Below are 14,088 nucleotides of genomic sequence, written 5' to 3' on the forward strand. Positions count from 1 at the left end.
AACCCCCCCCATCACCTCTAGCCCCAACTCTTGTAATAAAAGTTTGGCAATCGCGCCCGCCCCCACTCTAATAACACTCTCTCTAGCCGAGCTGCGCCCCCCGCCTCTGTGATCCCTAAGCCCGTATTTAGCCCAAGTGGTGAAATCGGCATGCCCGGGTCTAAAACTCTGCTTGAGGTTGTCATAGTCCTTGCTTTTGATATTGTGGTTATGCACCAGTAAGGCGATGGGCGCGCCCGTGCTCTTGCCCTCAAAAACCCCACTCACCAATTCAATTTTATCTAGCTCTTGTCTAGGCGTAGTGAAAACATGCACGCTTTTACGCCGATTGACCTCGGCTTGGATCAAATCCATATCCAACACCAGCCCAGCAGGCACGCCCTCTAAAACCCCCCCCACCATAGACCCATGCGATTCGCCAAAGGTGGTTAGCCTTAAGATCCGACCTAAAGTGTTCATGGCATCTCTTTTAATTGCTCATAAGCCACTTGGGCGCAAAGCTGTTCGGCTTGCTTCTTGCTACTAGCCTTGCAAGTGCCATAGAGTTTGTTTAAGATAAAAATTTGCATCTCAAATTGTTTGGCATGATCAGGACCGCTCTCGTTTTTGAGCGTGTAAGTGGGCACGACCTTAAAACGCGCTTGGGTGAGTTCTTGCAATGCGCTTTTATAGTCCATGAAAAGCTCTTGAAGCGAGAGATTGGGGTAGGCTTGCTTAAAAAGCTTTTGCATCAAGGTTTTAATGGGCTCTAGCCCGCTTTCTAAGTAAATCGCCCCCATCAAAGCCTCAAAGGCACTAGCAAGAATGGAGGGCTTGCTATGCCCGTGGTTATTGGCTTCAGCCGCTGAGATCAAAATGTGATCTTGCAAATTTAAAAGCAGAGCTAGTTTAAAAAAAGCCTTTTCATTGACCAAAGAGGCGCGCATTTTAGAGAGATCGCCCTCTTGCAAATCCCCAAAACGCGCAAATAAAATCTCAGCCACCACCAAGTCCAACACCGCATCGCCTAAAAACTCCAAGCGTTCGTTATTTTTATGGGCTTTGGCACTCCTATGCGTTAGGGCTTGTTGGAGCAAATCAGGGTCTTTAAAGGCATAACCCAAGCATTCTTGAAGTGTTTGTAACATCTCATTGCCCCCTATTGGCGATTTTGTGTTGCAAGGCTTGCTCTCTAGCCAGCTTGTCGCATTTTTCATTTTCAGCATGCCCGCTATGCCCCCTTATCCAATGGGTGGTGATTTCATGGGGGGCGCGCAAGCCCACAAATTCACGCCACAGATCGGCATTTTTGACCTTAGCAAAGTCCTTAAGCACCCATGCCTCTAACCAATGGCTAATCCCATAGCAAACATAGGTCGAATCGCTATAAAGGGCAATTTGGCATGGCTCTTTAAGGGCTTTTAAGGCTTCATTCACGGCTCTAAGCTCCATGCGGTTATTGGTCGTGTGGCTCTCTGATCCGGCAATGATCTTCTCCACACCTTGATAACGCAAGATAGCACAATACCCCCCAAAGCCCGGATTACCCAAAGACGATCCATCACAAAAAAGCTCAATGCATTTCATCAATCCTCCTAATTCAAATTGCCATTTTTGCTATAGTCATTGGGGTGTTTCTCAATACCCAAAACCACTTCCTTAGGTCCAATCTGGGCGCAAACCAAACAACGATAACTCTCAAAGGGGGAGAGACTCTTACAAAAAGAACATTGGTAGCTAAAATTCAAATTGATCTGGTATTTGGCATGGAAAGTTTTAAAAATCTCTAGCTCTAGCGTATCACACACCCCCTCCACATAACCCTTTGCCACGAACACTTCTAAAAGCTTGGGGTGCAAACTCTCTAAAAAAGGTTGAATCTCTTCTTTTTTAATATCCCATAGAAGGTCTATGTAGGGCATTGCCTCTTCTAAGTAGGTGATTTCTTGTAAGAATAGGGGTTTGTGGTGGTTTTTGCAATGCCTGAGTGCGAGTTTATAGAGTTTGGGTTGTTGGTGTCCCAGTGTGAGAATGGCAAAGCTTTTATCCTCCAAACCCAAATCCTGCTCAATGAGAATTTGCATTTGCAAGTAATAATAGGTGTTGGCTAAACCGCTGGTCCCTAGCTCATCTAAGCATTCCAAGACCTGCAAGGCTTTTTTGGGCTCGCACATGATTTCATGGGCTTGCACCATGGCGTGCAGGGCGCGCGTGTTTCCCGGATCGATGCGTAACACTTCAATTAAAATATCGCGTGCCTTTTGCACATAGCCCATATCAATATAGGCTTTGGCTAAACTCTCCAAAATAGCGATGCGATCATTTTGGTATTTGGGCAACAAAGCCAAGTAAATTTTAATCGCCTGTTCGCTACTGCCATATTTGGCATAGTGTTTGGCTAAAAACATCCAGGTTTTAAAACCCAAGACCTCTAGAGCATTTTCTTGCTCTTTGGCTAAGAGTTGTTGGACTTCGTAAGCTAATTCCACTTGGGAGTAGGAGCGTGAAAGCGCATTGAGGGTTTTGAGGTTACGGCGGTGCGCTAGAGCCGAGCGCAAATAATCCATCAAGATCACGCTCCCAATGATGAAAACCAAGATGGCGACACTAAAGAGCGAGTCTTTATAGATGAACGCTAATTGCTCCACAAGCTAACTCTATTGGCGCAAAAACCTAATCTTGGCCTTGACCCGCAACTTCTCATAATATTCGGCTAGGATTTTATCTTGTTGGTCTTCAATGAGTTTGCCGGCAATGAAGTTTCTTGCTTGGCTAAACGACACATTCTCTTTGCCCAGTTTCTGCTTAATGAGAAAGGAAACATAGTTCCCCCCGCCCGCATTCAAAATCGGCGTGAACATATTTTCTTTAGTCGAAAGGAACATTTGGGCGATCTGCGGGTTTAAAGATTTGACATGGATTTTTTCTTCATTGTGGGTTACCCCGGGAATTTCCACATTGCGATTCTCAAGGGCTTGGGTGAGGGTTTTAGTGTCCTTAGCCATGTAACGAATCGTGATGATCTCACTAGGGATGCTAAATTCATCCTTGTGGGCGTTGTAATACTCACGCATTTTGGTTTCGCTATTGGTATTGACATTGAAAAGCAAGATATTGCGGAGCAATTCCCTAGTTTCTAGCTGTTTTTTGAGCTGGGCTCGGTAGGCACTTGGGTTAATACCCTCCCCAGCTAAGGTCCGCATAAAATCTTGGGTGTCCATGCCATTGTGCCGCGCGATATTTTCAATCTCAGCATCGATTTTATCATCTTCAATGTCAATCTTTAGGCGTTTGATCTCTTGGGCTTGGATACGCTGGAGAATCAAGGCATTAATAGCCTGCTGGCGGCTGACATGCTGTTCTCTCTCTTGGGTCTCAATTTGATAAAGCGTGATCGGATCGTTATTAACCGTGATGGCAATCCCGCCCACAATGTTATCTGCCCTGCCCTCTGTTTCTGGGCTAGGTGTTTTAGGAGAGCCTAACTTGTTAGCCTGTTTGCTCTCCTCTTGTGTTTGTTTTTGAGAGCGTTTGGGAGACTCTTGGTGTAATTCTTTCTTAGATTTCCCTAGAGCTTCTTTAATGTACTTGTCTAGGTTTTTAGCACTAGAACCCCCTTGACCGGTTACAGACTCCACCTTAGAGCCTGTTCCCTGCACCACTGCTAACACCACACCCAGCCCTAAAACAAAGTGCCCAAACCCCCCGCTAACCCTAGTGATTCTTGAAAACTTGGAAAAATACCACACTCTCTTTCTCGCATTCAGTCTTAGTTTAGAGTATAGTATAAGGGCACTAAGAACAAGATTAAGGGTAATATGGCAGATGTTGGGCTATGCAAGTTATACTAAGCACGCCCTTTTAAATAGTCCTTGACATTTTCAATCGTGGCGGCGATGAGTTTTTTAATGGTGTCGCCATAGCCCCAAGCGATGTGGGGGGTGAGCAAAAGTTTGGGCTGTATGGCAGGGTCTAAAAAGGGGTGATTGGCGCGCATGGGTTCTTGCTCAAAGACATCGCTAGCATAATAAAAGTCCTGAGTTTTAAGGGCTTGGGCGAGTGCCTCTTCATTGACAATCCCGCCCCGCCCGACATTGATCAAAATCGCTTTATTTTTGAGTAGCGGGAAGTGTTGGGCGTGGATGAGATTATGCGTTTGGGCATTTAAGGGGGCGTGGATGCTGATCACATCGCTAGTTTGGAGCAGGGCTTCTAAAGACTTTTGCGGGTAGGTGTCATCGTGGTTGCGCCCGCTGGTGGAGGTGTAACTCACATGCGCGCCAAAAGCACTGGCACAGCGTGCGACATTTTTGCCAATATTGCCCAGCCCCACAATCCCCCATTCTTTATTTTCTAGGGACATCAAATCCTTATTAAAATGCGAAAAAAGCTCACTATTGCAATATTCCCCACTCTTGCAATAGTGATCGTAATAGGGCATGTTAGAGAGCAAGCTAAAGGCGAGTGCGAAGGTGTGCATGGTAACACTATGGGTGGAATAACCCACCACATTTTTAATCTGGATGCCCAACTCTTTAGCCACCTCAAGGTCGATCATGTTCATGCCCGTTGCGGTGATGCAAACACATTTGAGTTTTTTAAGGGCTCTGAGTGTGTCCCCATCCAGCTTAACTTTATTTAAAATGATGATCTCGGCATCTTTGGCGCGCTCCAAGACTAATTCTTGAGGAGTCCCCGGGTAAGAGACCAAATCAACAAATTCCCCTAACGCATCTAATTTATTGCGTTTGCCCAAAGATAAGGCTTCTAAGACTACGGTCAGTGGTTTTTGAGAAGTTGCCATGTTTTTCCTTTAAACACCCATTTTTTGCGCGACATTGTCGCTAGCGATTTTGATTTGATCCATTAAAGATTTGCTCTGGTAGGATAATTCCGCAGTTTTGTCTGCAGATGCCATGCCAGCGGTGATATTCACCACTACCTGAGAAGTGATCTCGCGAATCGAGCCAACAATCGCCCCAATTTCAGCAACTGATTTGCCCGTGCGCTCGGCTAGTTTGCGCACTTCATCAGCGACCACGGCAAAGCCTCGCCCATGTTCGCCCGCACGGGCAGCCTCAATGGCGGCGTTCAAGGCTAATAAATTGGTTTGATCGGCGATGTCCTTGATCGTCTGGGTGATGCTAGAGATAGACTCAGATTGCGTGCTCAAGGTATTCACCAAATGCGTGTTGTTCTTCATGGCATCGGCTACATTTTGGATATTATCTGTCGTTTTTTCAATCATCGCGCTCCCATTGCTGGTAAGCTGTTGGCTCTCCTTGATGAGATCCACAATCATGTTGAATTTTGCTTGGGTGCTGTCCTCTTTGTGCGTTACATCGTGGGCGATCTTGACAATCTTATAAATCTTGCCACTCTCATCAAAAACGGGGTTATAGGTCGCCTCCAAATAGACAACATCTTTATTCTTGGTCAGACGCTTGAAGGTGCCGCTGATAAAATCCCCTGAAACAACCTTCTTGCAATTTTGGGCGTAAGTGGAGCTGGCGGCATACTCTGGTTCAACAAATATTGAATGGTGTTTGCCCACAATCTCATTTAGAGTGTAACCCATCAGCGTTAAAAAATTCTCATTAGCGGTGAGGACATGGAGGTTGAGATCGAACTCAATTAGTGCCATCGAGCGATTCACTGCACCATAAATAGCCTTTAAGTCATTAAATTCCAAAGATCGCGCCGTGATGTCTTGAGCAAACTTGATGATTTTATACACCTTGCCCGATGTGTCAAAAATGGGGTTGTAACTTGCCTCTAAAAAAACTGCCTTGCCATGCTTGGTGTAGCGTTTAAAAGTCCCCCGCAAGAATTGCCCTGATTGGAGCTGATCCCAATTTTTACGATACTCGGGGGCATTGACATACTCTGTATCACAAAAAATAGCGTGGGATTTGCCCTTGATCTCCTCTAGTGAATAACCCATCACCTTTAAAAAGTTCTCATTAGCGGTGATGACTTGTGCTTGCGTATCAAATTCAATCAGAGCGGTTGAACGACTCATAGCTTTATAGACTGCCCTTAACTCCTCATTCTCCTGATTTAAAAGGCGGGTGGAATCATCCTCCTTTTTTTTCATGAACAACATGAGCACTCCTCAAAGTCAAAGTAGCCGTAATGATACCCACAATAGCTTAAGTTTTTTTAAACGCAGACAGAAGTTAATACGCAAAGAATTTTGGGTAACACCTGCCCCAAGAAGGGGCTAAAAACCTACTCGAAGATCACACTTTTAGGATCGACATCATCGCCATAAATGGGCTTTAAAGTGGCATCGTAAGCTTGTTTGAAAAAGCCACTCTTGGTGAGCGTATCCACCTCTTTGTTGAGCCAGTCCAACAAAGCTTTATTGCCTTTCTTGACCGCTGGGGCAATAACATCTTGATCGCCTAGACTAGGGATGCCCACTTTAAATTCAGGATTTTTCTTAACCCAAGCAAATAAAAGTGTGTTGTCATGGGCTAGGGCAACTCCGCGGTTATTCTTGAGGGCTAAGAAAGTTTCGGTATTTTGGTCGTATTTGAGCAAAGGGATTTTAGGGTAGTGCTTGGAAAAATAAAAATCTGCCGTTGTGCCCTTATCCACAATTAAGGGTTGTTTGCCATTCAAATCCTCAATCTTTTTAATCACCCCATCTTTAGACACCACGCCCAAAGCGACCTTCATGTAAGGCTTGGCAAAATCCACCACCACCGCACGTTCTTTGGTTTTGGTGAAATTGGCCATGATCACATCGACCTTATCAGATTTTAAAAACTCCACCCGCGCGGCTGCCTCCACAGGGACAAATTCGATCTTTTTCTCATCGCCTAGCAAATCCTTAGCCATGCGTTTGGCGATATAGACATCAAAGCCTTGGAACTGCCCCTTGCTGTCCATATACCCAAAGGGGGGTTTGTCGCTGAACACGCCCACCTTCAGCACCCCCCGTTTTTTAATGAGTGCCAAACCATCTTCTTTGGCATGGGCTTTGTGATCGGAGCAACCCGCCACAAAAAACGCCACCAACGCCATCAAAACACCCGCAATTTTCAAACTACGCATGACCATTCCTCACATTCTAAAATAAAGGGTTCATTTTAGCAACAAAAATTTAACAACCCCCCAAGAAATTAAAAATTTCTAAGAATTTTTGGGCGCGCTCTGATTGGGGATTTTCAAAAAAGCCTTGTGGGCTATTTTCCTCCACCACCACGCCCTGATCGAAAAACACAATGCGATGGGCTACCTTTCTAGCAAATTTCATCTCATGGGTTACAATGACCATGCTCATCCCTTCGCTAGCTAGCTCTAAGATCACCTCTAAGACCTCTTTAACCATCTCTGGATCGAGGCTAGCCGTAACTTCATCAAAGAGCATCACTTCAGGTTGCATGCATAAAGCCCGAACAATGGCAACGCGTTGCTTTTGCCCCCCGCTGAGTTCTCTAGGGTAGGCTTGCATTTTATGCTCTAGCCCCACTCTTTTTAAGAGGGCTTGGGCTTGCTGTGTAACCTCCTCTTTGGCGCGCTTTTGCACCTTCAAAGGAGCGAGTAAGATATTTTGCAACACGCTTAAATGGGGGAAAAGCTCGTAATTTTGAAACACCATGCCGATCTTTTGGCGCACTTTCGTCCAATCCTTGCTGTGGGCGATTTGCTCCCCATTAAAGAGAATCTGCCCGCCTTGAATCTCCTCTAGCCCATTCAAACACCTTAAAAACGAGCTCTTCCCACACCCACTAGGTCCTAAAATCACCACCGCCTCCCCCTTGTTGAGACTAAAATCAATGCCCTTTAGCACTTCGTGATCGCCATAATGCTTTTGTAATTGGATGGTTTGCAAAATTGCCATTTAGCCTCGATTGTGTTGGTATTTTTTCTCTAAATACTGGCTAAGATAAGAAAGGGGGTAGCATAACATAAAGTAGAGAATAAAAATTAACCCATAGACATAAAAACTCGCATGGGGCATGCTAATTACATGCACCTCTATAATTTGTTGCCCCACTTTGAGTAAGTCAATCGCGCCAATGAGGGAGATTAGGGCGGTGGTTTTGATCATGCGGGTGAATAAATTCACGCTGGAGGGCAATAGTGCCAAAAAGGCTTGGGGGAAGAGGATATAAAAGGTAGTTTGCAAGGGTGTTAAACCTAGAGCGGTGGCGCTTTGGTTTTGGTGTTTAGAGATAGAGCTTAAAGCCCCCCTTGTTAGATCCATCATCTCAGCCACCCCCCACAGCGCAAAGACCACCACCCCTGCTACAAACGCCCCAATGTGTAAATCAAATACAGAAGCCAGCCCAAAATAGACAATAAAGAGCCACACCAATAGCGGAATGATACGCACACTCTCCAAATACACCCGGCATAAGAGTTTTGCTAAGCGTCCTCCAAAAGCCATCGCCAACCCCAAGCCCACCCCACCTATTAAAGCGATCACAATAGAAATCAGAGCAAGACTTAAAGTCGTTGCCAACCCCTCGCCTAAGCGGGCTAAGTTGTCAGGGTTAAAAAGTTGCAAAGCCTCTAGCATGCTTTTCTCTTGTAATGTTTTTCTAAAGCCACAAATAGGCAACTTAGAGGCAATAACACAACCAAGTAAAAAAGCACCAATAGTATCAAAGCCTCATCAGTTTTATAATAAATCCCGATCAAATCCTTAGCCACAAACATTAAATCGGCTAGAGCAATTGCGCTCACCACAGAAGTTTCTTTGAGCAGAAAAATCGTATTGGCTCCCAGCGAGGGCAAAGAGATCGCCAAACTTTGGGGCAAAAGCACAAAATACAAACTCTGCCACTTAGAAAGCCCCAAACTTAATGAACTCTCAAATTGCACTTTGCTTAGAGCCTTGAGCCCGAGTAAAAAACTCTCTGCCATATACGCCCCGCCCAAAAAGATCACGCCCAGCACGGCGCATTGCAAGGCACTCAGGGAGAGCCCCACCTCGTGCAAGCCATAGTATAAAAAGAAGAGCTGGATGATTAAGGGGGTGTTACGGGCTAATTCTGTGTAGGCTTTAGCAAGTTTGGCTAAAAACTTGGGCTTAAAAAACAGGCACAAAGCCACACCAAAACCCAAAAGAGTTGCCCCTAAAATGCCCCAAAAGGAAATCTCAAGAGTGATTACAAGCCCACGCCCAAAAAGAGGCAAGGCGTGGCGCATAAAATCCCAATCTAAATCCAAACCGCAACCTTTCACAAGCCTTAAAGCCTGCTAAAAGCCCCTATCTTAAAGAAAAAAGCTAAGGTCGCGCTTAAAAGCCTCCTAAAGTGCCATAGGCTCCATTAGGTGGAAATTCATGTAACGATAAATCTCCTCCCTGCGCGCTTCTAATTTGCTAGCCACCAAATCCAAATACTCCTTTGGAGTGGGGATTTTACCCAAGAGCGCACACACTGCCCCCAGCTCCGCGCTACCCAAATACACCTGCGCCCCCTTGCCCATGCGGTTGTCAAAATTGCGCGTAGAAGTGGAGAACACCACCGCATTATCGCGCACGCGCGCTTGATTGCCCATGCACAAGCTACACCCGGGCACCTCTGTGCGCGCCCCAGCAGCCCCAAAGATGGAAAAATACCCCTCTTTGATGAGTTGTTGTTCGTCCATTTTAGTGGGGGGCACAATCCAAAGGCGAATAGGCGAAGCTCCTGCGCCCTTGACAATCTCCCCAAAGGCTCTAAAATGCCCAATATTAGTCATGCAGCTGCCAATAAAGACCTCATCGATCTGTTGGGGGCGTTTGGGGTTGTTTAGCACCTCGCTTAAGGTCGCCACATCGTCTGGGTCATTAGGGCATGCCAAAATGGGCTCTTTGATCTCATTGAGATCGATCTCAATCACAGCGGCATACTCTGCGTCTAGATCGGGTTCTAATAACACGGGGTTATCAATCCACGCTTGCATTTTTTGCGCCCGCCTTTTCAAGGTTTCTTTGTGTTCGTACCCACTAGCAATCATCTGTTCGATGAGCTGGATATTGGAGCTCAAATACTCGATGATGGGTTCTTTATTCAAGCGCACGGTGCATGCTGCGGCACTTCTCTCTGCGCTCGCATCGCTAAACTCAAAAGCCTGTTCGATTTTGATATTCCCCAAGCCTTCGATCTCTAAAATCTTGCCATTGAAGATATTCTTCTTGCCCTTTTTCTCTACGGTGAGCAAACCCTGCTTAATGGCGTAGTAGGGGACAGCATTCACCAAATCCCTAAGCGTAATGCCCGGCTGCATTTCTCCCTTAAAGCGCACCAAGACTGACTCGGGCATGTTCAAGGGCATCGTGCCCGTTACAGCGGCAAAAGCCACCAAACCACTACCAGCAGGGAAACTAATCCCAATAGGAAAGCGGGTGTGGCTATCTCCCCCCGTGCCTAGAGTATCCGGCAATCCCATGCGATTGAGCCATGAGTGGATGATCCCATCTTTGGGCTTGAGCGCGACCCCACCCCGAGAGGTGAAAAACTGGGGCAGAGTGGCTTGTAGGTTCACATCGGAGGGCTTTGGGTAGGCTGCGGTGTGGCAAAAGGATTGCAGCACAAAATCGGCTTCAAAACTCAGGCTAGCTAATTCTTTGACCTCATCGCGTGTCATCGCTCCGGTGGTGTCTTGGCTTCCTACAGTGGTGGTCAAAGGCTCGCAGTAAGTGCCCGGGCGCACGCCCTCAAGGGCGCACGCACGCCCGACCATTTTTTGGGCTAAAGTGTAGCCTTTTTGGCTTTGGGCGGGTTGTTTGGGTTTAGCAAAGACTTCTGAGGGTTCTAACCCTAAGAATTTGCGCGCCTTATTGGTGAGCCCGCGCCCAATGATCAAGGCAATACGCCCCCCCGCGCGGTATTCATCGGCTAGGGTGGTGGGCTCTAAGCTAAAGGTGCTCACCACTTTTTCTTGCTTGTGGATTTCTCCTTTATAAGGATAAACCTCAATAATGTCCCCCTCGTGTAAATCTTTCACATCAGCCACAAGAGGCAACGCCCCGCTATCCTCACAGGTGGCAAAAAAGATCGGGGCTATCACCCCCCCAATGACCACGCTCCCAGTGCGCTTATTGGGCACATAGGGAATGTCCGTGCCAAAATGCCACATAATCGAGTTAGTTGCGCTCTTGCGCGAACTCCCCGTGCCCACCACATCGCCCACATACACCACTGGCACGCCTTGAGATTTGATGTTTTTTAGGCGTTCTTGGTAATTTTCCACGCGGTTTTTGAGCATGGCATTGGCATGCAAGGGAATATCGCTACGGGTAAAGGCATCACTAGCTGGGCTCAAGTCGTCCGTATTGGTTTCTCCATCAATTTTGAGCACGCACAACTCCAGCTTTTCAGGCAGAGCGGGCTTATTTAAAAACCATTCTGCGTTTGCCCAAGATTCTAGCACTTCTTTAGCTAAGGGGTTGGTTTTGCTTAAGTTGGCGATACTCTCAAAGGCGTTATAAACTAAGAGAGTGGATTTTAAAGCTTGACAGGCGGCTTTGGCAATGGTGCTATCTTCACTTTGCAACGCCTCAATGAGGGGGGCAACATTATACCCCCCTAGCATCGTGCCCAAATACTCCACCGCTTCTAAGGGGCTAAAATGCGCACATGTAAGCTTTTTGAGCGCGAGTTTTCCTAGAAACTGCGCTTTGACCTGTGCGCCCTCATCCACGCCCGGGCTCACTCTGTGGATGAGTAATTCCTTAACAAAGGCGCATTCTGCGTTGTCTTTAGAGTGCAAGAGAATCTCTACCACACTCCCTACTTGTTTTGCGCTTAAAGGTAGGGGGGGGATATTCTCTTGCGCGCGTTGCGCCTCGATCTCTTTGTATTCTTGGATAAATGTTTGCATGATCGCTCCTTTTGAAATAGGCTTTTAGTATATAATAACTTGGCTATGTTTTTGACAAGACACATGAAACCCGCCTTTTTTTATTGTGTTTTTTGTGTAAGATTTGCTAATGCTTTAAAAAGGTCTTAAATGCGCTTTGGCAAGATTGATTATTTGAATTTGCTCCCCTTTGATGTCTTTATCAAAGCCTACCCGACCCCTATTAGTTTTAAACAATTTTTAAACCACAGAAAAACCTACCCGGCTAAACTCAATCAAGATTTTCTCTTTAGGCGCATCGATGCGGGCTTTATTTCCTCCATTGCTGGCTTTGTGGCGTGGCGTAAAAAACAAGTTACGCCTTGTGCGATCATTGGTTATAAGAAAGTTTTGAGCGTGCTTGTGGTGTTGCAAGATGAGGGGATTGACACACAATCAGCAACTTCTAATGCTCTCTGCCAAGTTTTGGGGTTAAAAGGGCAGGTGCTGATTGGGGATAGGGCTTTACGCTTTTATTACCAAGAAAAGGCGGGGTTTGTGGATTTAGCCACGCTCTGGTATGCTAAAACGGGTTTGCCCTTTGTCTTTGGGCGTTTTTGCTACCAAGCGCATGGCAAGTTTTACACACAAATAGCGCATGCCTTTTGCAAAAGACCTACAAAAATCCCCCATTACATCTTAGAGCAAAAAGTCCAAGAAAGCCAGCTTAAGCGGCAACAGATTTTACGCTACCTCAAACACATCCATTATAAAATGGGGGCTAAGGAAGAGTTTTCGTTGCGTTGTTTTTACAGACAACTGCTTTTTAAGGGCATTAGGAAGGTGCGCCGTTTTTAAAGCTCAAATACATCCATTCCCCATACCACCCCAAAAAGCCCAACAAATAAAAAGCCCAGCGGGCATCGTTGTAGCGATCCACTTGCCAGATCACATGCGCGCTCAACATAAAAACCACAATGCCGGCGATGAGAACCAATAAATTAGCGTATTCGTAGATTCCAAAATATTCTTTTCTCTTGGCGAGCACGGCGATTAAAAAGGCAAGATTGGAGCCAAAAAGGGCAAAATCCACCCACGCATGCCAATGCTGTTTGAGCAAGTAGGGCTGGAAGCTAGAGGCAAAGAGCATGATTAAGCACACATTCATGGAGGGCGCAAAAAAGATCAAATATTTGATCCAAGCGGAGCTGGGGGCATGCCATCTAGCCAAAAAACGCCATAAACCCAAACCCAAAAACGCTAGGTAGAAAAAAATAGAGAGCAAGAAAGAGAGCAGGGGCGCATTATTGGGCTTGACCTGATTGAACAAAAAGAGATAGCAAAAAAAAACACAGCCCACTAGGACAAGTAATTTGGGGATGAATAAAGAGTGCTTGCGTCTGGTGGCGATGAAATACCCCAAGGACATCAAAATGCCACAGATATAAAGAATGGAGATCAAAATAGCGTAAAAATGCCCGGGTTCGTTAAAAATGGCAAAAAGTTGGGAGAAATTGCGTTGGAATGCTGAGAGAATCAAGGCTAGAGCGGTGATCACAAAGAGGACAAAAAAGACTGAGGAGAGCACCAACTTATAGGTGTTGGGCTTTTTCATAGAGAGATCAATAGTTTTTTTCAAAAAAGCTTTGGATGCCATTGGCAATCCCTTTTGCTAAAAATTGTTGGTAAGTTTTGTCTTGGAGGCGTTTGGACTCTTTGGGGTTGGAGTTATAGCCAATTTCAATTAAGACAGAGGGCATGAGTGCTCCGGCTAGCACCCAAAAAGGACCTTCCCGAACACCCCCATCGATCACACCTTGATAATGTTGGCGTAATAAACTTAAGATGCCAAATTGGATGTCTATGGCTAGTTTGTTGGAGATCACCAGCCTTTGGGAGTTGAGCGAGTTTAAAAAGGACATTTTGGAAAAATAATCCATGCCCCGCACATCATCTTGGTTTTCTTGTTCGGCGACTTTACGCGCTCTTTCACTGCGTGCAGGCGAGAGAAAATAAGTTTCTACACCTTTTGGATTGGAAGTGGAATGTTTGGGGATTGAGTTGGCATGGATGGAGATAAACAAATCAGCTTCTTTATTATTGGCAAATTCGGTGCGTTCCTTCAAACCGATGTAATGATCGTTGTGGCGGGTCATATAGACAATGTACCCGCGTTCTTTAAGCTCTTTTTGCAAGTATTTAGCCACATGCAAAACAATGTGCTTTTCACACACATGGCTAACCCCCATAGCCCCACAATCACGCCCACCATGCCCGGGGTCTAAGACGATCTTAAAACGCTTGGGGGCTGGTTCTGGTGGGGGG

The 14,088-nt window shown here is 46.1% G+C and carries 15 protein-coding genes and 1 pseudogene; 1 reads left to right on the forward strand and 15 read right to left on the reverse strand.

Annotation, left to right across the window (positions count from 1 at the left end; all coding sequences use genetic code 11):
* The 13 genes and pseudogenes from C5684_RS00660 to acnB all read right to left on the reverse strand — a co-directional run.
* Positions 1 to 459 (reverse strand): chorismate synthase (locus tag C5684_RS00660; protein WP_158650156.1); only part of this gene is annotated, 459 nt, incomplete at its 3' end.
* The gene (gene rnc, locus C5684_RS00665; protein ID WP_104639090.1) at positions 456 to 1,127 is read right to left on the reverse strand and encodes a ribonuclease III; all 672 of its coding nucleotides are present in this window, start codon (positions 1,125 to 1,127) and stop codon (positions 456 to 458) included. The genes rnc and C5684_RS00660, both read right to left, overlap by 4 nt.
* Before the next feature lies 1 nt (position 1,128).
* Positions 1,129 to 1,566, reverse strand: coding sequence for a ribonuclease HI (gene rnhA / locus C5684_RS00670; RefSeq protein WP_104639091.1), 438 nt, complete (start codon positions 1,564 to 1,566; stop codon positions 1,129 to 1,131).
* 8 nt (positions 1,567 to 1,574) lie between these two features.
* On the reverse strand, positions 1,575 to 2,627 hold the full coding sequence (locus C5684_RS00675; protein WP_104639092.1) for a tetratricopeptide repeat protein: 1,053 nt from the start codon (positions 2,625 to 2,627) through the stop codon (positions 1,575 to 1,577).
* 9 nt (positions 2,628 to 2,636) lie between these two features.
* A complete protein-coding gene (locus C5684_RS00680; RefSeq protein WP_233708604.1) occupies positions 2,637 to 3,728 on the reverse strand; it encodes a SurA N-terminal domain-containing protein in 1,092 nt (363 codons plus the stop codon).
* A 98-nt stretch (positions 3,729 to 3,826) separates the two neighbouring features.
* Positions 3,827 to 4,783: a D-2-hydroxyacid dehydrogenase gene (locus C5684_RS00685; RefSeq protein ID WP_104639093.1), complete on the reverse strand. Its 957-nt coding sequence runs from the start codon at positions 4,781 to 4,783 to the stop codon at positions 3,827 to 3,829.
* A gap of 9 nt (positions 4,784 to 4,792) precedes the next feature.
* Complete coding sequence (locus tag C5684_RS09385; RefSeq protein ID WP_324761454.1) at positions 4,793 to 5,281, reverse strand: methyl-accepting chemotaxis protein; 489 nt, start codon at positions 5,279 to 5,281, stop codon at positions 4,793 to 4,795.
* Positions 5,282 to 5,305: 24 nt separating this feature from the next.
* Positions 5,306 to 6,085 (reverse strand): annotated as a pseudogene (locus C5684_RS09390) (PAS domain-containing protein); the annotation flags it as partial.
* Positions 6,086 to 6,210: 125 nt separating this feature from the next.
* On the reverse strand, positions 6,211 to 7,041 hold the full coding sequence (locus tag C5684_RS00695; RefSeq protein ID WP_013890053.1) for a transporter substrate-binding domain-containing protein: 831 nt from the start codon (positions 7,039 to 7,041) through the stop codon (positions 6,211 to 6,213).
* 49 nt (positions 7,042 to 7,090) lie between these two features.
* A complete protein-coding gene (locus C5684_RS00700; protein WP_104639095.1) occupies positions 7,091 to 7,831 on the reverse strand; it encodes an amino acid ABC transporter ATP-binding protein in 741 nt (246 codons plus the stop codon).
* Positions 7,832 to 8,512: an amino acid ABC transporter permease gene (locus tag C5684_RS00705; protein ID WP_104639096.1), complete on the reverse strand. Its 681-nt coding sequence runs from the start codon at positions 8,510 to 8,512 to the stop codon at positions 7,832 to 7,834.
* On the reverse strand, positions 8,506 to 9,165 hold the full coding sequence (locus C5684_RS00710; RefSeq protein WP_199764449.1) for an amino acid ABC transporter permease: 660 nt from the start codon (positions 9,163 to 9,165) through the stop codon (positions 8,506 to 8,508). The genes C5684_RS00705 and C5684_RS00710 overlap by 7 nt, the downstream gene beginning before the upstream one ends.
* An 81-nt stretch (positions 9,166 to 9,246) precedes the next feature.
* Positions 9,247 to 11,805, reverse strand: a complete 2,559-nt coding sequence (gene acnB / locus C5684_RS00715; RefSeq protein ID WP_199764450.1) for a bifunctional aconitate hydratase 2/2-methylisocitrate dehydratase — start codon at positions 11,803 to 11,805, stop codon at positions 9,247 to 9,249.
* 129 nt (positions 11,806 to 11,934) lie between these two features.
* On the opposite strand from acnB, the gene C5684_RS00720 reads away from it, so the two are divergent.
* Positions 11,935 to 12,621: an MqnA/MqnD/SBP family protein gene (locus tag C5684_RS00720; protein WP_104639098.1), complete on the forward strand. Its 687-nt coding sequence runs from the start codon at positions 11,935 to 11,937 to the stop codon at positions 12,619 to 12,621.
* Here C5684_RS00720 and C5684_RS00725 read toward each other — a convergent pair.
* On the reverse strand, positions 12,599 to 13,420 hold the full coding sequence (locus C5684_RS00725) for a hypothetical protein (protein WP_104639099.1): 822 nt from the start codon (positions 13,418 to 13,420) through the stop codon (positions 12,599 to 12,601). The genes C5684_RS00720 and C5684_RS00725 overlap by 23 nt on opposite strands.
* Positions 13,386 to 14,088 (reverse strand): N-acetylmuramoyl-L-alanine amidase family protein (locus tag C5684_RS00730; RefSeq protein ID WP_233708605.1); only part of this gene is annotated, 703 nt, incomplete at its 5' end. The genes C5684_RS00725 and C5684_RS00730, both read right to left, overlap by 35 nt.

This window comes from Helicobacter bizzozeronii (genome assembly GCF_900196775.1).
GTDB classification, from domain to species: Bacteria; Campylobacterota; Campylobacteria; order Campylobacterales; family Helicobacteraceae; genus Helicobacter; species Helicobacter bizzozeronii.